Genomic DNA, 18755 nt, shown 5'->3' with positions numbered 1-18755 from the left:
TTTATTTAAAACAATAGCAATTATAGATACTACAAACTAATCAATTTTTAACCAAATTACTACAAAGAACGTTCAATTTTAACAAACAATTAAATATCTATTCTCAAAAAGAGTTAGACACCATAAAATTATCCTTAATTTTGTTCTAAATTTAATTTTTTGATGGAAAAACCTGTTTATATTTTAGGTATAGAATCTTCTTGTGATGATACAAGTGCTTCTGTAATTTGTAACGCTAAAATTTTAAGTAATGTTGTTGCTAACCAAGAAATACACTCTAAATATGGTGGTGTTGTACCAGAGTTAGCGTCTAGAGCTCATCAACAAAATATAGTACCTGTAGTGCAACAAGCTATTGAACAAGCTAATATTTCTAAAAAAGATTTATCTGCTATTGCTTTTACTCGCGGACCTGGTTTAATGGGTTCTTTATTAGTAGGTACTTCTTTTGCTAAATCTTTGGCTTTAGGCTTGCAAATCCCTTTAATTGACGTCAACCATATGCAAGCGCATATTTTGGCTCATTTTATTGATGATACAGACAGCAAAACACCTCCTTTTCCTTTTATCTGCTTAACCATTAGCGGTGGACATACACAGATTGTTAAGGTCAAAAACCATTTTGAAATGGAAATTTTAGGAGAAACAATTGATGATGCTGTTGGTGAAGCTTTTGATAAATCTGCTAAAATTCTTGGATTACCTTATCCTGGAGGGCCTTTAATTGACAAACATGCAAAATTAGGAAACCCAAAAGCTTTTAAATTTACAAAACCAAAAGTGGGTGATTTAGATTTTAGTTTTAGTGGATTAAAAACAGGAATTTTATACTTCATCCAAAAACAAGTAAAAATAAACCCTAATTTTATTGAAGAGAATTTAGATGATATTTGTGCTTCTATACAATATACAATTGTAGAAATTTTGATGGAAAAATTAAAAAATGCAGTTAAAAAAACAGGCATTAAGCACATAGCGATTGCGGGTGGTGTTTCTGCAAATTCTGAAATTAGAAACAAATTACAATTAGCAGAAAAACATTTTGGATGGACAACTTACGTGCCTAAATTTGAATTTACAACCGATAATGCTGCAATGATTGCCATTTCTGGATATTTAAAATATCTAAACAACGATTATTCTGATGTTTCTGTTACTGCAAAAGCACGTTTAAAAGTTACAGAATAAAAACTGATAATGTTTTTATTAAATTATAATTATTGAAAAACATTAATAAATTAAAAAAATAATTTTATTGCAGTAATTCTATAATTTATTTAGCATATCCATAAAATTATAGAAACACATTCTTATTCTATAACTAAACAACTATTTTATTCGGATATTTGTATATATATATTCTTACTTTTTTCTAGTAAATAATGATTGATAATACTCTTTTAACAAGCCTACACAACTCACTTTCTGGTGATGTTCTTTTTGATAATTTACATAAAAACTTATACGCTACAGATGCATCTGTTTATCGTAAAATTCCTTTAGCAGTAGCTTTTCCAAAGGATGAAAAAGATATTATTACTTTAATTGATTTTGCTACCAAAAGCAACATCACTTTAATACCAAGAACTGCCGGAACTTCTTTGGCGGGACAATGTGTTGGAGACGGAATTGTAGTTGATGTTTCTAAACATTTTACAAAGATTATTTCTTTTGATGAAAAAGCAAAAACAGTAACCTTACAACCTGGTATTGTTAGAGATTCTTTAAATGTATATTTAAAACCTTTCGGGTTATTTTTCGGCCCCAACACCTCAACATCTAACCGTTGTATGATGGGCGGAATGGTTGGTAACAACTCTTCTGGAAGTACTTCAATAAAATATGGAGCAACACGTGATAAAGTTCTATCTATAGATGCTATTTTAAGTGATGGAAGCACAGCGACTTTTAACGAAATTTCATCAGCAGATTTTATCAAAAAAACAAAAGAGAATACGCAAGAAGGTAAAATATATAAAGCTATTTTTGATGAACTTTCTTTAGTTGAAAATCAAGAAGAAATTAAAAATGAATTCCCTAAACCAAGTATTCATAGAAGGTGTACAGGTTATGCTGTAGATGAATTTTTATCATCTGATTTATTTGGAGGAACAAAACCAACTATAAATGTTGCAAAATTATTAGCTGGTAGTGAGGGAACACTAGCTTTTTCTACTTCTATAACTTTACAATTAGATAAAGTTGCACCAAAACAAAGTATAATGGTTTGTACTCATTTTAAAACCATTAACGAAAGTTTAAAAGCAACACTAGTTGCCATGAATCACAATTTATATAATTGTGAATTGATGGATAAAACAATCTTAGATTGTACAAAAGACAATAGAAAACTAGCCGAAAATCGATTCTTTTTACAAGGCGATCCTGGTGCTGTTTTAATGTTAGAAGTATCTGCAAATACTATTGAAGAAACGGAGCTTTTAGCAGACAAATTAATTGCCGATTTAACCATAAACAACTTCGGTTATCATCACCCAAAAGTGTACGGAGCAGATATTGCAAAAGTGCATTATTTACGTAAAGCTGGTTTGGGAGCTTTGGCAAATATTATTGGTGATAAAAAAGCAGTTGCTTGTATAGAAGATACTGCGGTTGCTTTAGAGGATTTACCAAATTATATTGAGGAGTTTACCAAAATAATGGATAAATACAAGCAAAATGCAGTGTATTACGCACATGCTGGCGCTGGAGAATTACACTTACGACCTATTTTAAACTTAAAAAAATCGGAAGACGTTGTGTTGTTTAGAAAAATAACAACAGAAACCGCAGAATTGGTTAAAAAATATAAAGGTTCTTTTTCTGGAGAACATGGAGACGGAATTGTACGTGCAGAGTTTATTCCGTTGATGATTGGTGATAAAAATTATCAATTATTAAGAAGAATTAAAAAAGCTTTCGACCCTAATAATGTTTTTAACCAAGGAAAAATTACAGATGCTTTTCCGATGGATAAAAATTTGCGTTATGAAGTTGATAGAAAAGAGCCTCAAATAAAGACATTACAAGATTTCTCTGAAAGTGAAGGAATTTTAAAACTTGCAGAAAAATGTAACGGATCTGGAGATTGTAGAAAACCTGTAGAAGCTGGCGGAACATTATGCCCGAGTTACAGAGCTACAAAAGATGAAAAAGATACCACAAGAGCAAGAGCCAATACTTTAAGAGATGTTTTAACCAATAATACAGCTGCTAATAAATTTGATTCTAAAGAATTAAAAGAAGTTTTAGATCTTTGTTTAAGTTGTAAAGCTTGTGCTACGGAATGCCCAAGTAATGTAGATATCGCTAGTTTAAAAGCAGAATTTTTATATCAATATCAAGAAACAAATGGCTATTCTTTTAGAAATAAAATGTTTGCTAACAATGCAAAATACAATAAATTAGGAAGTATTTTTCCTACAATTACTAATTTTTTCACTAATTCTATTGTGGCTAAAAAAGTATTGGGTGTTGCTGTAGAACGCTCCGTTCCTAAATTAGCAAATCAAACTTTAGATAGTTGGTTAAAAAAACATAATATTACTTCTAACACAGTTGAAAAATCAAAAAAATATGTGTATCTATTTAATGATGAATTCACAAATTATTATGATTCAGAAATTGGTAAGGACGCTGTTATTTTACTAGAAAAACTAGGTTATGTTGTAAAAACAATAAAACATGATGAAAGCGGAAGAAGTCATATTTCTAAAGGTTTTTTAAGAGAAGCAAAAGAAATTTGCAATAATAACATCGCTATTTTTAAAGATATTATTACAGATGAAACTCCATTAATAGGAATAGAACCTTCTGCAATTTTAGGTTTTAGAGATGAATATATTCGTTTAGCTGATGATAAATCATCCGCAGAAAAAATTGCGAAAAACAGTTTTACTTTTGAAGAGTTTATATCAAATGAAATCCAAAAAGAAAACATTGACACCTCTTTATTTACAACCTCTGCTAAAACTTTAAAAATTCACGGACATTGCCATCAAAAAGCATTAACAGGTACAAATGCAAGTTTTCAAATGTTGAATATTCCTAAAAACTATACGGTAACTATTATGAATACTGGTTGTTGCGGAATGGCAGGTTCTTTTGGTTACGAAAAAGAACATTATAAAGTTTCTATGCAAGTTGGTGAAGATACTTTGTTCCCTAAAGTTAGGAATTGTAGTGCAGATACTGAAATTGCTGCTGCAGGAACAAGTTGTAGACATCAAATTTTTGATGGAACAAAACGTATTGCAAAACACCCGATAACTATTTTAAAAGAAGCATTAATCTAATGGCAACATACAAAGCAGATATAGAAAGATATGATAAAATAAACTACAGAAGAACTGGAAATAGCGGATTGCTTTTACCAGAAATCTCTTTAGGTTTATGGCATAATTTTGGAAAAAATGACGATTTTGAGAATGCTAGAGATTTATTAAAATGTGCTTTTGATAATGGAATTACACATTTTGATTTAGCTAATAATTATGGTCCTCCTTACGGTTCTGCAGAAAAAACATTTGGTAAAATCTTAAAAAAAGATTTTAAAAAATATAGAGATGAAATTATTATTTCCTCTAAAGCTGGTTATGATATGTGGCCTGGTCCTTATGGAAATTTCGGTTCTAAAAAATATTTAATTTCTAGTTTAGATCAAAGTCTAAAAAGAATGAATTTAGATTATATTGATATTTTTTATCACCATAGACCTGACAATGACACGCCTTTAGAAGAAACAATGGGTGCTTTAGATTTAATTGTAAGACAAGGAAAAGCTTTGTATGTAGGATTATCTAATTACAAGCCAGAAAGAGCAGAAGCAGCTTTTAAAATTTTAAAAGAATTAGGAACACCTTGTTTAATTCATCAACCAAGATATAGTTTATTTGATCGTTGGATAGAAGATGGATTATTAGATTTATTAGAAAAAAGCCAAGTAGGTGCAATTTGTTTTTCTCCTTTAGCACAAGGTATGTTAACCGATAAATATATTAATGGATTACCAAAAGATTCTAGAGCTGTAAAAGATGGTCGTTACTTAAAAACTGACCAAGTTTTAGAAATGCTACCTAAAATAAAAGCACTGAACGAAGTTGCTGAAAATAGAAATCAAAATTTGGCTCAAATGGCAATTTCCTGGATTTTAAAAGATGAGAGAATTACTTCTGTTCTTATTGGAGCAAGCAAAACAGAGCAAATTTTAGACAGTCTAAAAGCTACAAAAAACACTTCTTTTTCTGGTGAAGAGTTAAAAAAAATAAATACTATTTTAAAATAAAAAAGGGAAGCATTTTGCTTCCCTTTTTTATTTATTATTTTAACAACTAACCTTAATCCGCTAATTGATCATCTGCTAATAGTGCAAAGAATTTATCTAAATTAGGTAAAATTACAATTCTTGTTCTTCTATTTTTTGCTCTGTTTGCACTTGTTGTATTTTCTACAACCGGCATAGTAGAACCTCTACCTGCTGCAATTAATCTACTTCCTTCAATTTTATATTTACTTTCTAAAAGTCTAACAATAGAAGTTGCTCTTTTTACACTTAAATCCCAATTATCTTGCACTTTATCATTACTAATTGTTCTTGAATCTGTATGACCTTCAATCATAACATCCATACTTGGTTCAGATTTTATAACTGCCGCTAATTTTTCGATTAAATCATAAGCACCTTGTTTTACTCTGTAACTTGCATTATTAAATAATAATTTATCAGAAACAGAAATCATAACAACTGTTTGATCGATATCAATATTTAAATCATCAGAATCGGTTAAATCTGCAGTACTAATCTTATTTTTTAAATTATAAGAAATTGCTAAATTTAAAGAATCTTTTAAAGTTTTTGCATTCGCTAAATCAGCAGGATCAACTTTTGATAAAGTTTCTCTCATTCTTTCTCTCGTCTTATTAGATATAACAGCTGTTTTACCAACCATGTCTAATTTAACATCATTTGCATCTTGTAATGTTGAATTATCACTTTTTAAAGAGTTAATTTTTTCATTATAAGTTGCGACCCTTTTTTCTATTGTTGCAAACTTATCTTCTAATGCTTCTTTTTCTACCGTTGTCTTTTGAAGCGTACCTTTAGTATCTGTTAATTCTGTTTCTAAAGCAACATATTTCTTTTTTGACACACATGACGTTGCTAGCAAGGAAATTGCTACAACTGGAATAATTAATTTTTTCATTATATTTTTTTTGATTTTATAGTTCTAAGCAAAACTAAAAATAAGCCGATTTATTGTACCTCCCTATTAGAATTAGCACTTTTTAACTATTAATGTTAAAAAAACCATAATAACAATTGTATTATGGTTTTTCTAAATAATTATTTCTACTTGAGCGAACTTAAACTACTCTTAATCGTTTCTATTTTAGCAATCGTATCTGCTTCTTTTTTACGTTCTAACGCCAATACTTTTTCTGGAGCATTATTTACAAAACGCTCATTAGATAGTTTTTTATTAATACCAAATAAGAAACCTTCTGCTCTTTTTAATTCTGTTTCCAACTTCTTAATTTCTGCTTCTACATCTATATTTTCTATAGAAATTGGCACAAAGTATTCATTCGATTTTACTCTAAAAGAAGCACCTTCTACTTTCTCTGAAACATAATTTACAGCTTCTGTATTTGTTAGTTTTTGAATAACAGCATCAAATTCTTTAGAACTTTTGTCATTATCTATTACAAATAATTCTACTGCATCTTTAAAAGAGATGTTTTTGTCTTTTCTGATAGTTCTTATTCCTGAAACTACATCAGTTGCAAATTCAAAATCTGTAATAATTTGTGTATCAAAGTCTGTTATTGTAGGATATTTAGCAATTACTAAAGCCTCTTCAGTTGTTCTATCTGCAATATATTGCCAAATTTCTTCTGTTAAAAACGGCATAAATGGATGCAATAATTTTAAGTTATTTTCTAAAACTTCTATAATAGCATCAAACGTTGTTTTGTCTATCGGTTGTTGATAAGCAGGTTTTACAATTTCTAATAACCATGAAGAAAAATCATCATTAATTAACTTGTAAATTGCCATTAAAGCATCAGACAAACGATATTTAGAAAAATGATCTTCTATTTCTGCTAACGTTTTTTGAAACTTAGCTTCATACCAAGTCAATCCAATTTTAGCCGTTTCTGGTTGTGGTAAGCTTGCATCAACTTCCCAACCTTTTATCAAACGGAAAGCATTCCATATTTTATTTGCAAACCCTTTTCCTTGCTGACATAAATCTTCATCAAACATTAAATCGTTACCAGCTGCAGAACTTAATAAAAGTCCTACTCTTACTCCGTCTGCTCCATAATCGTCAATTAATTTTAATGCATCTGGCGAGTTTCCTAAAGATTTAGACATTTTACGTCTTTGCTTATCTCTAACTAATCCTGTTAAATACACATTCTGGAAAGGTTTCTCGTCTTTATATTCATAACCAGCAACAATCATTCTTGCTACCCAGAAAAATAAAATATCTGGTCCTGTAACTAAATCGTTTGTTGGATAATAATATTTAATTTCTTCGTTCTCTGGATTTCTAATTCCATCAAAAACAGACATTGGCCACAACCAAGAAGAAAACCAAGTATCTAAAGCATCTTCATCTTGTTTTAAGTCAGACGCCGACAACGAAGTATTTCCAGTTTTTTCTTTAGCTAAAACTAAAGCATCATCAATATTTTCTGCAACAACAAAATCTTCTTTTCCGTCTCCGTAGAAAAACGCAGGAATTTGTTGCCCCCACCAAAGTTGACGAGAGATATTCCAATCACGCACATTTTCCATCCAATGACGGTACGTATTTTCGAATTTCTTTGGATATAAGTTAATTTCAGCATCTTCACCTAAAACGGCATCAATAGCAGGTTGTGCTAAATCTTTCATTTTTAAAAACCATTGATCTGATAACCTAGGTTCGATAACGGCTTTTGTTCTTTCTGATGTACCAACTTTATTTGTATGAACTTCAGTTTTTACTAAAATTCCTTTTTCTTCTAATTCTTTAGCAATTTCTTTACGAACTACAAATCTGTCTTTTCCTTGATAATGTAATCCAAAGGAATTTAAAGAAGCATCATCATTAAAAATATCAATAACTTCTAATTTATGCTTATCACCTAAATTTTTATCGTTTTCATCATGTGCAGGTGTAACTTTTAAACAACCTGTACCAAATTCTAAATCTACATATTCATCTTCTATAATCGGAATCACTCTTCCACAAAGTGGCACAATTGCTTTCTTACCTTTTAAATGAGTAAAACGCTCATCATTTGGGTTGATACAAATTGCTGTATCTCCAAAAATAGTTTCTGGTCTTGTTGTTGCAATTGTTAAAGTATCATCAGAACCTTCAATTTTATATTCTAAATAGTACAAGTTTCCTTGTCTCTCTTCATGAATTACTTCTTCATCAGAAAGTGTCGTTTTAGCTTCTGGATCCCAGTTTACCATTCTATATCCACGGTAAATTAAACCTTTGTTGTATAAATCAACAAAAACTTTAATTACAGATTCAGACATTTCTGGATCCATTGTAAAAGCAGTTCTTTCCCAATCACAAGAAGCACCTAACTTCTTTAATTGTTCAAGAATAATTCCTCCGTATTCATCTTTCCAATCAAAAGCATGTTGTAAAAATTCTTCACGTGTTAAATCGCTTTTACTAATTCCTTGTTCTTTTAACTTTGCAACAACTTTTGCTTCAGTAGCAATAGATGCGTGGTCTGTACCAGGAACCCAACAAGCATTTTTACCTAATAAACGTGCACGTCTAATTAATACATCTTGTATGGTATTGTTCAACATATGCCCCATATGTAAGACTCCTGTTACGTTTGGTGGAGGAATTACAATTGTATAAGGCTCTCTCTCGTCTGGTGTAGAATGAAAATAATTATTTTTCATCCAGTAGTCATACCATTTACCTTCTACTTGGCTTGCATCATATTTAGATGGAATTGTCATACTTTGGAATAGTTTTTGAAATATAGTTGGCAAAAATACAATTAACTATTTTGTAGAAAAAATTAGTGGTTGATTTTTTAGTACAAAATATTAATCTTAATTTTACAGTATAAATATTTAATTATGAAAACTTTCGGAACATTATTAGTGGTATTATTTATTTCATTTTCAATAAATGCACAAGAATTTAAATTTGAAAAAGAAACAATAGATTATGGTAAAGTAACTAAAGGCTCTGATGGAGATAAAGTTTTTGTTTTTACAAATATTGGAGATCAACCTTTAATTATTTCTAGAATACAATCTTCTTGTGGTTGTACAGTTCCTAAAAAACCAGAAGCACCTATTATGCCTGGTAAAAAAGGAGAAATTAAAGTTTCTTATGATACTAAACGATTGGGTGGTTTTTCTAAATCGATTACCATTTTTTCTAATGCTAAAAATGCAAGAAAAGTAATTAAAATTAAAGGATTGGTTACAAAAGAACTTTCTTTAGAAAAAGAAAAAAGTTTACTATCTGATACAAAGAGATAAACTAGATCTTTTTTTCTAATCTAAATTCAAATTTCATTAGTACTCCATTACGCCTAATAGTAATTTTAATTTTCTTTTTATCCTTTTCTTGGAATCTTTCATTAATATCTCCTATTGTTAATTCACTTGCTAATGTGCCATTTATTTTTACAATAATATCTTCTTTTAACAAACCGGCATAATGTGCTGGTGAGTTTTCTAAAACATACTTAATTTTGTAGGTATGTTTAAATATAAAAGAATAACTTGTTACAAATAAAACAGAGCTCTTGTTATATAAATTTTGACCATAAGGATCAGTAAGCTTAGTAATCTTTTGTTCTTCTACTAATTCTTTACCATTATACACTACATCTAAGCCACTCATATTATAATTAAAACCATTTTTAAAAGAACCATTCTTTTTAAAAGTAAATTTCTTATTTGGATAATCAATCCAAACTTTAAATTTCTTCAGAATCCCACCGCCAATACTACCATTTCTCACCTTAAATTTTCTAGCATTATGGGTTGATGATGAATCTAAAAAGGATGCTGTAGGATTTGTTATTTCAAACCTACCTAGTTTAAATTTACTTATCCGACTTCTATTTCCAAAAATCACTCCACTTATTCCTTCCCCTAAAATATCATTAAAAAAACGTTTAGGAGTTTTAATTTCTTCTTTAGAATTTTCGAAAAGCCATATAGCATCACTTCCTCCAGAATCTACAAGCAGTTTTACATCAACTAATTTTTCTCCTATTGTATCTAAGCTAACCTTAGCATTAATAAATGGTTTTTTTCTATAAAATACAAAAGGAACAGTTTCACACTTTTTACATCTTTTGTATCTATATTTTTTAGGGTTATAAAAAATAATTTTTTTTGATTTATAATTTACTTCTGCAATAAGATTTTTCAATAAATCATAACCAATAATACCATGAATTGTGGTTCCCATTTTGCTAGATAAATCAAAATAATCTTTTAAAATAACATAAATAACTTCATTTTTACTTTCTAAACTACCTAATTTAAATGTGTTTTTTTCTGACACCAGAGCACTTACAGATTCTCCAACTCCTAATCCACGTAGGCTAACTTTAGTCGTATTTAATAAATTTATACTATCATTTTGTGACAAGTTAAATAGAATTGTTTTATTTACCCCAGTATCTAAAATAAACGAAAGCTTCTTCCCGTTTACTTCTACCGGAATCACAATCAAGTTATTTATTAATTTAAACTTAACTTGTTGTTTATTTACTTCATTTAAAAAAAAACTTTTTTGAGAATTTAATTTTAAAGAAATAAACAAAAAAAATAAAATTATTAAATTTTTTCTTAACAAGTCGATAGATGATTTGATGATATCACAATATACAAATAAGAATTTTATAAAATACCTATCAAAAAAAAATTAACTTTTTTAAAGTTTCTTTCTTAAAATGGTATAAACAAAATATATTTCGGAAATTCGCATATACTAATTAAAAAAAATTAATATGCCTTCTATATCACAAAAAGGAATTAAAATGCCACAATCACCAATTAGAAAATTGGTTCCATTTGCTGAAGATGCAAAAAAAAGAGGAACAAAAGTTTTTCATTTAAATATTGGGCAGCCAGATATTAAAACTCCTCAAGTTGCTTTAGATGCTGTTAAAAATAACAATATAGAAACCCTTTCTTATGCTCGTTCTGAAGGTTCTGAAGAATACAGAACTAAATTAGCAAAGTATTATGTAAAACATAATATTAATGCTACAGCAAATAATATTATTGCAACAACTGGTGGTTCTGAAGCCTTACTTTTTACCATTGGTAGTATTACAGATCCGGGTGATGAGATTATAATTCCAGAACCTTTTTATGCAAATTATAACGGATTTTCAACAGCTTCTGGAGTAACTGTTGTACCGGTAATTTCTAAAATTGAAGATAATTTTGCATTGCCAAAAATAGAAGATTTTGAGAAGTTAATCACTAAAAACACAAAAGCTATTTTAATTTGTAACCCTGGTAATCCAACAGGATATTTATATTCTCCAGAAGAAATTCAGAAATTGAAAGAGATCGTTTTAAAACACGATTTATTTTTAATTGCTGATGAAGTTTATAGAGAATTTACTTACGATGGTTTACAACATACTTCTGTAATGTCTGTAGATGGTTTAGAAGAAAATGCTATTGTAATCGATTCTGTTTCTAAACGTTACAGTATGTGTGGTGCAAGAATTGGTTGTATTGTTTCTAAAAATGATGCATTTATAAAAACTGCTATTAAATTTGCACAAGCACGTTTAAGTCCGCCAACATATGCATTAATTGCTAGTGAAGCTGCCTTAGATACGCCACAAAGTTATTTTGATGATGTTAAGGCAGAATATGTAGAAAGAAGAAATACTCTAATTACAGAGTTAAACAAAATTGAAGGCGTAAAAGTAGCCAACCCAAGAGGTGCTTTTTACTGTGTTGCAGAATTACCTGTAAAAGATTCTGATCATTTTGCACAATGGTTATTAGAAGAATTTAACTATAACGGAGAAACTGTAATGGTTGCACCCGCAAGCGGATTTTATTCGACTCCTGGAGAAGGGAAAAACCAAATAAGAATGGCTTACGTTTTAAATAAACAAGATTTAATTAAATCTGTAGAAATTTTAGGTAAAGCATTAACAGAATACAATAAGTAATTGAACATTTTAGAAAACATATCTTTAAAAAATTATAACACGTTTGGTATTTCTGTAAATGCCAAACGTTTTATTTCTGTTGATTCTGTTTATCAATTACAACAACTTTTAAAAATAGAAAAAGACCTTTTTATTATTTCTGGAGGAAGCAACATGCTGCTTACAAAAGATATTGATAAATTAGTGGTACATATTGATATTAAAGGAATTTCTATTGACCTAGAAAATGAAAACAGTGCTTATATAACTGTAAATGCTGGCGAAAATTGGCACGATTTTGTGTTATGGTCTGTTGATAATAATTATGGAGGAATCGAGAACTTATCTTTAATTCCAGGTAATGTTGGCACTTGTCCGATACAAAACATTGGTGCTTACGGTGTAGAAGTTAAAGATACAATAACAAAGGTTGAAGCTATTGAAATAGCAACCGGAAAATTAGTACTATTTTCTAATGAAGAATGTAATTTTGGATATAGAAACTCCATTTTTAAAAATGAGGTAAAGGGAAAATACATTATTACTTCTGTTTGTTTTCAATTGACAAAAAAAGATCATAATATAAACTCTTCTTACGGAGCAATTGAAACTGAATTAGCTTCTAAAAACATTACAAAACTTACATTAAAAGATATTTCTAATGCTGTAATTGCTATTAGGGAATCTAAATTACCAGACCCTAAAAAAATAGGTAATAGTGGTAGTTTTTTTAAAAACCCTGTTATTGCTACAACTCATTTTTTAGAGTTACAAAAAAAATACCCAACTACACCAAGTTACAAAATTTCTGATGATCAAGTTAAAGTACCTGCTGGTTGGTTAATAGAAAAAGCAGGTTTTAAAGGAAAGCGTTTTGGATCTTGTGGTGTTCATGAAAAACAAGCTTTGGTTTTAGTGAATTTTGGCAATGCTTCTGGTGAAGAAATTTATCAGCTTGCTCAAAAAATTAAACAAACTGTTTTTAATCAATTTAAAATTGACTTAGAAATTGAAGTAAATATTATTAAATAAAAAAGCTTTATGATTTCTCATAAAGCTTTCTACTTACCAAACCAAAAAATTCTATTTTACCTTAAAACATTTCTTCTATTTAGATGCTAAAGAATAAATAAATTTGCGCATAAATTATTATTTTATTGTGTAAATATATTTTAAGCCAATAATGTTTGTTACCTCAGGTAAATCTACATTCATCTCTTTTTCATATCGGTAGAAAAGTCCAAATTTTCCTATTTTTTTAACTTTATAATCTGTACCTATAGTAAACCTATATTTATTGTAAGTATTTACATCTCCATCTTCTTCATAACGATTAAATATCTCTGCAGAAACTTTAGGGTCTAATTTCCAATTTTTAAAATCATATTCTAAAGAAGTTTTAAAACGAAAAGTGTGTTTAGGGTTATCTCCATCATCAGTAGAAATTCCTAATTCATTTTTATTTTGATAACGCAACCTATAACCTAACTCCAGATTTTTTATTTTATGCTTATATGATCCGTCAAATTGAAATCTAAAATGGTCTTCGTAACCTTGTATTGCACCTACATTATCATTAAAACTAATAAACCTAGCTGCTGCACCTAATTTAAAATTTTTAAACATTTCATACTCCACACCAAATTGAGTAAAATAACTATCTGTTTCAGAAAAATTTTCTTTTAATCTATATTGTTGCTCTAAATTAAATTCCCATTTTTTAAGGTTGTATTCCACCCCAATCGTACCCCAAGATTCCCAATCTGTATCACCATTTTGTCCGTAATTTAAATTAGAAAATAATGCAATATTTATTAGCATCAATTTTAAAAATATTTTTTTATTCATTTTTGACATAGTCTCCTTACTTGTGTTATTTATTAATTTAAAATGTTACTTATTTTTGTAATAGAATATGGTTAATGTGGCAATGTCTCTTAAGAAATCTACATCACCAATTTTTACTTTATTAATTTCTAAACCCGTTCTTTCTTCTAGATCTGCCTTTAAAACCTCATATTTTTCTGGTTTAATATTTTCTATATTTTCATAAATTATAGTTTTAGAAACCACTTGTTTTAAAGCCCAATATTTTTCTATGAGTAACAAAACAGAAATAATGATAATATTTGCTGATAAAATTTCTGCATAACTCATTTTTTTGTTTGCTAGAGAGTTGATGATAGATACTCCTATAACCACAAACAAATATGTCATTTCTTTAATATCTACAGGATTTGTACGATATCTAATAATACCAAAAATGGCAAAAAGACCTAGCGCCATACCAATATCCATTTCGTACTTTTTTAGTGTAAAACATAAAAAAAAGACAATAATGCTAATTAAATAATACGTAAAAACGTAATCTTTTCTTTTGGAATCTGGGTAATAAATAAATCGGATAATTATTGTTAAGAATATAAAGTTTAAGGTAAACCTAAACATCATTTTAAAAAAATCATCATCAAAAATTGGTATATCTAAAAACTCCATATTAAGCTATTATGTTATTTATTCTTATTAATTTTTTCTTGAAAACATTATACTTTAAATCGTTATAAAGACTAATCATACCAATACAATATTTACTAATACTATAAGGGTTTTGTTTAATAGATTTTAATGCTTTTACTATTTGGGACCTTCTATTAAAACGCTCTTGTTTTACCTCTATAACTACTAAATTTTCGAAGTTTTTTTCAACCTTATTTATCTTATATTTTAAATTTAGATCTAACGTAACTCTTTCTTTGTTTTTAATGTTTACCAAGGTTATTCTGTTAAAACCATTCCATAAACTTGGTTCTAAATTATAATCTTGTTGAGTTGTATTCGAGATAAATTCTTTAGATGCTTGGGTAAGATTCAATTCGAAATCTTTTACAGGAATTCTTGTTTTATTGGTTTCTCCTTTTCCATTTTTTTGTTTGATTTCTAAAAAGCACAAATCTGATTCCACATATTTTCTTTGCCTAATTTTTGTTCTATTATTTTTTCCGTTATGGTGATCATTATAAAACTTATTAGACTCTGTATCAAAATATAAAGACGAATAACTCATTATTCTATCTTTATTAATTTCAAGTACTTTATAATCATTTTTAAGACCTTCTAGTATTGACATTAATTGACTTTTATTTACAACAAACTTTGTATCTGTTCTTTTCATTAAAGCAACACTATTCATTTCTTTTAAAGAAATAGGTGTAAAATTCTTAATTACTTCTCCAACATCTTTTAACATAAAAAATTACTTTAAAATTAAGTTTTTGTTATTAAATTGTTACTAATATATAGATGCTAACATTTTGTAAAACTTGTGCCGAATTTGTTAAAAAAAACCAAAAAAAAATGTCTCATCAATAACGATGAGGCATTTTTTTTTACAATAACTTTGACATGCAATCAGTTACAATAATTACAGAGATTCCATTTAGTCTAAATAAGATTCAACTGCATTCTTTCTAGAAGTAACATGAGATTTTAATGTGCTTATGGCAGAATAAAAACTAGAACTACTATTTAAAAATGTAAAACCATTAACTTCTGATGTTGCATATTCTTCTACTAAAGATTGATAATTTGTATACAACTCTTGCATTGTAGTTTCATTAAAAGGGCCGTCGATTACTTCTTGAACATATGCATCATACTTTTCTTTATAGACATCATCTTGATATAAATAACCTATTAAAGGCCAACTAGAAGAGCTTAAACCCGAAAAATTTAAAGGCAAAGACCCTTGTTGATTTCCTGTTTGTAGAGATTCATTATTATCCCAAGGAATCCATGTTAATTTATCCGTTTCTGGATTGTTGTATAAATAATAATTGTGAGTCATTCTCCCGTAAGTATCCCAATTTTGAATTACAGTATTTACAGCTAAATATTTAAGAAAAACTTCTGTATCAAAAACTGCATCTAAATTAGCTCTCCAAGTTTCTGGGTCTGATGTTCTAGAGCCATCGTGTAAAATTGTTAATAGACTATTTACATCTGTAAAATCTGCTTCGTCTTCATTATTTTTCTTTACATACTCGTCTTCATCGTAAGTTCCGCTAGCAAAAGAAGCTGCATCTCCATCTGGTTTATAAAGATTTCCTTCTTCGTCAGAAGTAAATTGTGTTTCTATAAGCGTATCGTCTACTTCTTCTACCAAAGTGTATAAACCAAAATATTGAGGACCATCACCGTAATCTACATACAAAGTATAAAAAGCGGTATGAGAGGCTGCTAAACCAGCATTTCTAAATACATCTGTAGCTACTTTTTCTCTTAACAAAGAATCATCATTATAATTATTTTTAAGGCTTAATTTTTTAAATCCATAAAAACGTTGATTTTTAATTTGAGGGTAATCATCTTCAAATTCATCAAAATCTAACTTAAAAGATAGCTTTAAAACTCCGCTAGACCAAGATGAAGCTAAACTTGAATTTCCTTTAAAACGTAAACCTACTTTATACCATTCTGTACCTTCGTAAAAAACTTGACCAGGAACAAAAATAGGATCATCGTCATCATCAGAAAAAGAACCTCTTCCTGTACCAAAAGTTCCGTATAAGGAGGTCATATCTATTAACATACTTTGCCAATTATTTTCAGAAATTACAAAGTCTAATCTTTTTACGGTATTATCTTCAAAAACTTCATCAAAGTTTGGTTCTGCATCATTACTATGTGTATCCGTTGTCCAATCTGTAGGATCAAAATCTGTATCATCAATTTCTACTTCAGCTGTATCATCGTCATTTACACTTACATCTACATCAGAAATTTCATTACTAGAACAAGAAAAAATGACTAGTAAAAATAAAATTGACAATAATTTAGTACTACTATTTTTCATAATTTTTAATTTATGCTATACTTATTTTTTGTTTTGTATATAAGATTAGATGCATTTAGTTAAAAAAACTTGTGTTTGATAACTTTATTTTTACATAAAAAAACCATTAAATTAACATTTAAAGTAAATCTCCATCTTTTTACCCATTTGTAAAGTGTTTTATTTTAATAATTTTTGTTTCTTATAATAAAAAAAAGACTCTATGATTTCTCATAAAGTCTTTTCACTCATCAAACCAAAAAAAATATTTTTATAAAGAACAATCGTAATCAGAACCACTTTCTATAGTTCCTTGTGATGTTAAAGTATAATCTTCTAATCCTATAAAATCTGTAGCGTACTTTTCTGCTCTAAAAACTCGATTACTACCATCTGTAATAGAAGTGTATTGAGATATTGCACCAGAAACATTAACCGGATTTACGTATTCCCACACAGTTTCTCCTTCGTAATTTACTTCTGTAAAATAACCTGTAGCACCCACACAAATTAATGTATTACCGTTTGGTAATCTTGTTGCACCCGATATATAAGCAGAATACATATCTGTTGGAGAATCTGCAGAATAAGTCCATTGAAAATCTGATGCTCCATAAACACCATCATTAAGAGTATAAGAACCGTCTGCATTAACTTCTGTATCTATTACATCTACAGTAGAATAACTATTACCTGCTTGATTATTAAAAACCATTACCATCCCTCCGTCTGTATAACTATCTTCAATCCAATTTGCATTGTGTTGTACATACAATTTTTGATCTCCTTCATCTCCCATATCATAAGTCTGAGGATTTCCCCATCTGTATAAAATATCTCCACCTTTACCAAATGTACCACCACTATGTGATGCAGCTTCTTCTGTTGTTGTAGAATGATCTATAATATAAAACTCACTATAACTTCTGCTACTTACTAAAATTTGATCTAACTCTTCATTATAATCAATACCGTTAAAGTGTAACCAATCTTCCTCTTCATCACTATCATAATCAAAATTAACATCTAATAACTCTGGGTGATCGGCAACAACACCAAAATTAGACAATGTATCATTTTCATCTTGTATAATATGATCTGTTGCATACCACTCCCAAACAACTTCTGTTGTACCCGCAGTAATATCTGGTTTAATTTCGATAATTTTTTCTGACCATAATTCTGATATATCATCTGTTCTACCTAAATTTTCTGCTTCAGTAGAAGTTTTTTTATCCCAAGCAATAATCAATATATTTCCGTTCTCCATATATTCTATATCATGATGCTGACATTCAGTTGTAGTAGATACTGTATAATCCCAAACGACATCCCCGTCTGCATTTATCATTTCTATAATGCCCCCTCTTCCACCAGCATTAAAACTAGCATTGTTATCATTACCCGTTCTTAATAAATAACCATTTTCTAAAAGATAAACAGAATGAGAAGGCTCGTAATTAGAAGGCCAACTATACACTTCGTCTCCACAATTATCAATCAAATAAGTTGTAGTACTTAAAATAGGTGCGAATAATGTATACCCATCGTAAGCGTCTTCTGTATTTAATCTTAATCCAACCGTATAATTATCATTTACTACTTCGTTTGTATCAACACTATCATCCTCTTCTTCTTCGGATGGTGTATTATATTCTGATGAACAACTATTAAATAACATAATTACACACAAAATCATACTAATTCTTAAAGATGTTTTTATCATTATATCTGTTTTAAGTTGATA

Annotated in this window: 14 protein-coding genes; 6 read left to right on the top strand and 8 right to left on the bottom strand. The window is 28.9% G+C overall.

Annotated features, from left to right (window positions below):
- Nucleotides 1–162: 162 nt before the first annotated feature.
- The 3 genes from tsaD to ACJJVY_RS09715 all read left to right on the top strand — a co-directional run bounded on the left by tsaD (nucleotide 163) and on the right by ACJJVY_RS09715 (nucleotide 5284).
- A complete protein-coding gene (gene tsaD, locus ACJJVY_RS09725) occupies nucleotides 163–1188 on the top strand; it encodes a tRNA (adenosine(37)-N6)-threonylcarbamoyltransferase complex transferase subunit TsaD (protein ID WP_405607523.1) in 1026 nt (341 codons plus the stop codon).
- Between the two features lie 194 nt (nucleotides 1189–1382).
- A complete protein-coding gene (locus tag ACJJVY_RS09720; RefSeq protein WP_405607520.1) occupies nucleotides 1383–4295 on the top strand; it encodes an FAD-binding and (Fe-S)-binding domain-containing protein in 2913 nt (970 codons plus the stop codon).
- The gene (locus ACJJVY_RS09715; protein WP_405607517.1) at nucleotides 4295–5284 is read left to right on the top strand and encodes an aldo/keto reductase; all 990 of its coding nucleotides are present in this window, start codon (nucleotides 4295–4297) and stop codon (nucleotides 5282–5284) included. The genes ACJJVY_RS09720 and ACJJVY_RS09715 overlap by 1 nt, the downstream gene beginning before the upstream one ends.
- A gap of 52 nt (nucleotides 5285–5336) precedes the next feature.
- Here ACJJVY_RS09715 and ACJJVY_RS09710 read toward each other — a convergent pair whose 3' ends face one another.
- Both ACJJVY_RS09710 and ACJJVY_RS09705 read right to left on the bottom strand, forming a co-directional pair.
- Nucleotides 5337–6203 carry a flagellar motor protein MotB gene (locus ACJJVY_RS09710; RefSeq protein WP_405607514.1) on the bottom strand — a complete coding sequence of 289 codons (867 nt, stop codon included), beginning with the start codon at nucleotides 6201–6203 and terminating at the stop codon, nucleotides 5337–5339.
- Nucleotides 6204–6349: 146 nt separating this feature from the next.
- Nucleotides 6350–8986, bottom strand: coding sequence for a valine--tRNA ligase (locus ACJJVY_RS09705; protein WP_405607511.1), 2637 nt, complete (start codon nucleotides 8984–8986; stop codon nucleotides 6350–6352).
- Between the two features lie 123 nt (nucleotides 8987–9109).
- Here ACJJVY_RS09705 and ACJJVY_RS09700 point away from each other — a divergent pair, with 123 nt between their 5' ends.
- Nucleotides 9110–9520 (top strand): DUF1573 domain-containing protein, encoded by a 411-nt coding sequence (locus ACJJVY_RS09700; protein ID WP_405607508.1) that lies wholly within the window; start codon nucleotides 9110–9112, stop codon nucleotides 9518–9520.
- 1 nt (nucleotide 9521) lies between these two features.
- On the opposite strand, the gene ACJJVY_RS09695 is transcribed toward ACJJVY_RS09700, so the two are convergent.
- Complete coding sequence (locus ACJJVY_RS09695; protein ID WP_405607505.1) at nucleotides 9522–10724, bottom strand: aspartyl protease family protein; 1203 nt, start codon at nucleotides 10722–10724, stop codon at nucleotides 9522–9524.
- A gap of 283 nt (nucleotides 10725–11007) precedes the next feature.
- Here ACJJVY_RS09695 and ACJJVY_RS09690 point away from each other — a divergent pair, with 283 nt between their 5' ends.
- Together ACJJVY_RS09690 and murB are read left to right on the top strand one after the other, a co-directional pair.
- Nucleotides 11008–12198: a pyridoxal phosphate-dependent aminotransferase gene (locus ACJJVY_RS09690; protein WP_405607502.1), complete on the top strand. Its 1191-nt coding sequence runs from the start codon at nucleotides 11008–11010 to the stop codon at nucleotides 12196–12198.
- Nucleotides 12199–13209: a UDP-N-acetylmuramate dehydrogenase gene (murB, locus tag ACJJVY_RS09685; protein WP_405607499.1), complete on the top strand. Its 1011-nt coding sequence runs from the start codon at nucleotides 12199–12201 to the stop codon at nucleotides 13207–13209. It abuts the gene before it with no gap.
- 117 nt (nucleotides 13210–13326) lie between these two features.
- On the opposite strand, the gene ACJJVY_RS09680 is transcribed toward murB, so the two are convergent.
- From ACJJVY_RS09680 to ACJJVY_RS09660, 5 genes are all read right to left on the bottom strand, one after another.
- Nucleotides 13327–14025 (bottom strand): DUF2490 domain-containing protein, encoded by a 699-nt coding sequence (locus ACJJVY_RS09680; RefSeq protein ID WP_405607496.1) that lies wholly within the window; start codon nucleotides 14023–14025, stop codon nucleotides 13327–13329.
- Between the two features lie 45 nt (nucleotides 14026–14070).
- Entirely contained in the window at nucleotides 14071–14673 is a 603-nt protein-coding gene (locus ACJJVY_RS09675) for a DUF4956 domain-containing protein (RefSeq protein ID WP_405607493.1), read from the bottom strand.
- Nucleotide 14674: 1 nt separating this feature from the next.
- Entirely contained in the window at nucleotides 14675–15424 is a 750-nt protein-coding gene (locus ACJJVY_RS09670; protein ID WP_405607490.1) for a polyphosphate polymerase domain-containing protein, read from the bottom strand.
- Between the two features lie 189 nt (nucleotides 15425–15613).
- Nucleotides 15614–17029, bottom strand: a complete 1416-nt coding sequence (locus tag ACJJVY_RS09665; protein ID WP_405607487.1) for a CotH kinase family protein — start codon at nucleotides 17027–17029, stop codon at nucleotides 15614–15616.
- A 250-nt stretch (nucleotides 17030–17279) separates the two neighbouring features.
- On the bottom strand, nucleotides 17280–18734 hold the full coding sequence (locus ACJJVY_RS09660; RefSeq protein WP_405607484.1) for an aryl-sulfate sulfotransferase: 1455 nt from the start codon (nucleotides 18732–18734) through the stop codon (nucleotides 17280–17282).
- Nucleotides 18735–18755 lie beyond the last annotated feature (21 nt).

Source organism: Polaribacter sp. Asnod1-A03 (assembly GCF_045063585.1).
Classification (GTDB): domain Bacteria; phylum Bacteroidota; class Bacteroidia; order Flavobacteriales; family Flavobacteriaceae; genus Polaribacter.
This window is presented reverse-complemented; position numbering and strand designations above follow the sequence as displayed.

Excerpts from the sequence above, each read along its gene's own strand:
- tsaD (WP_405607523.1), top strand. The coding sequence starts at position 163 with ATGGAAAAACCTGTTTATATTTTAGGTATAGAATCTTCTTGTGATGAT.
- ACJJVY_RS09720 (WP_405607520.1), top strand. The coding sequence starts at position 1,383 with ATGATTGATAATACTCTTTTAACAAGCCTACACAACTCACTTTCTGGT.
- ACJJVY_RS09715 (WP_405607517.1), top strand. The coding sequence starts at position 4,295 with ATGGCAACATACAAAGCAGATATAGAAAGATATGATAAAATAAACTAC.
- ACJJVY_RS09710 (WP_405607514.1), bottom strand. The coding sequence starts at position 6,203 with ATGAAAAAATTAATTATTCCAGTTGTAGCAATTTCCTTGCTAGCAACG.
- ACJJVY_RS09705 (WP_405607511.1), bottom strand. The coding sequence starts at position 8,986 with ATGACAATTCCATCTAAATATGATGCAAGCCAAGTAGAAGGTAAATGG.
- ACJJVY_RS09700 (WP_405607508.1), top strand. The coding sequence starts at position 9,110 with ATGAAAACTTTCGGAACATTATTAGTGGTATTATTTATTTCATTTTCA.
- ACJJVY_RS09690 (WP_405607502.1), top strand. The coding sequence starts at position 11,008 with ATGCCTTCTATATCACAAAAAGGAATTAAAATGCCACAATCACCAATT.
- ACJJVY_RS09680 (WP_405607496.1), bottom strand. The coding sequence starts at position 14,025 with ATGAATAAAAAAATATTTTTAAAATTGATGCTAATAAATATTGCATTA.
- ACJJVY_RS09675 (WP_405607493.1), bottom strand. The coding sequence starts at position 14,673 with ATGGAGTTTTTAGATATACCAATTTTTGATGATGATTTTTTTAAAATG.
- ACJJVY_RS09670 (WP_405607490.1), bottom strand. The coding sequence starts at position 15,424 with ATGTTAAAAGATGTTGGAGAAGTAATTAAGAATTTTACACCTATTTCT.
- ACJJVY_RS09665 (WP_405607487.1), bottom strand. The coding sequence starts at position 17,029 with ATGAAAAATAGTAGTACTAAATTATTGTCAATTTTATTTTTACTAGTC.
- ACJJVY_RS09660 (WP_405607484.1), bottom strand. The coding sequence starts at position 18,734 with ATGATAAAAACATCTTTAAGAATTAGTATGATTTTGTGTGTAATTATG.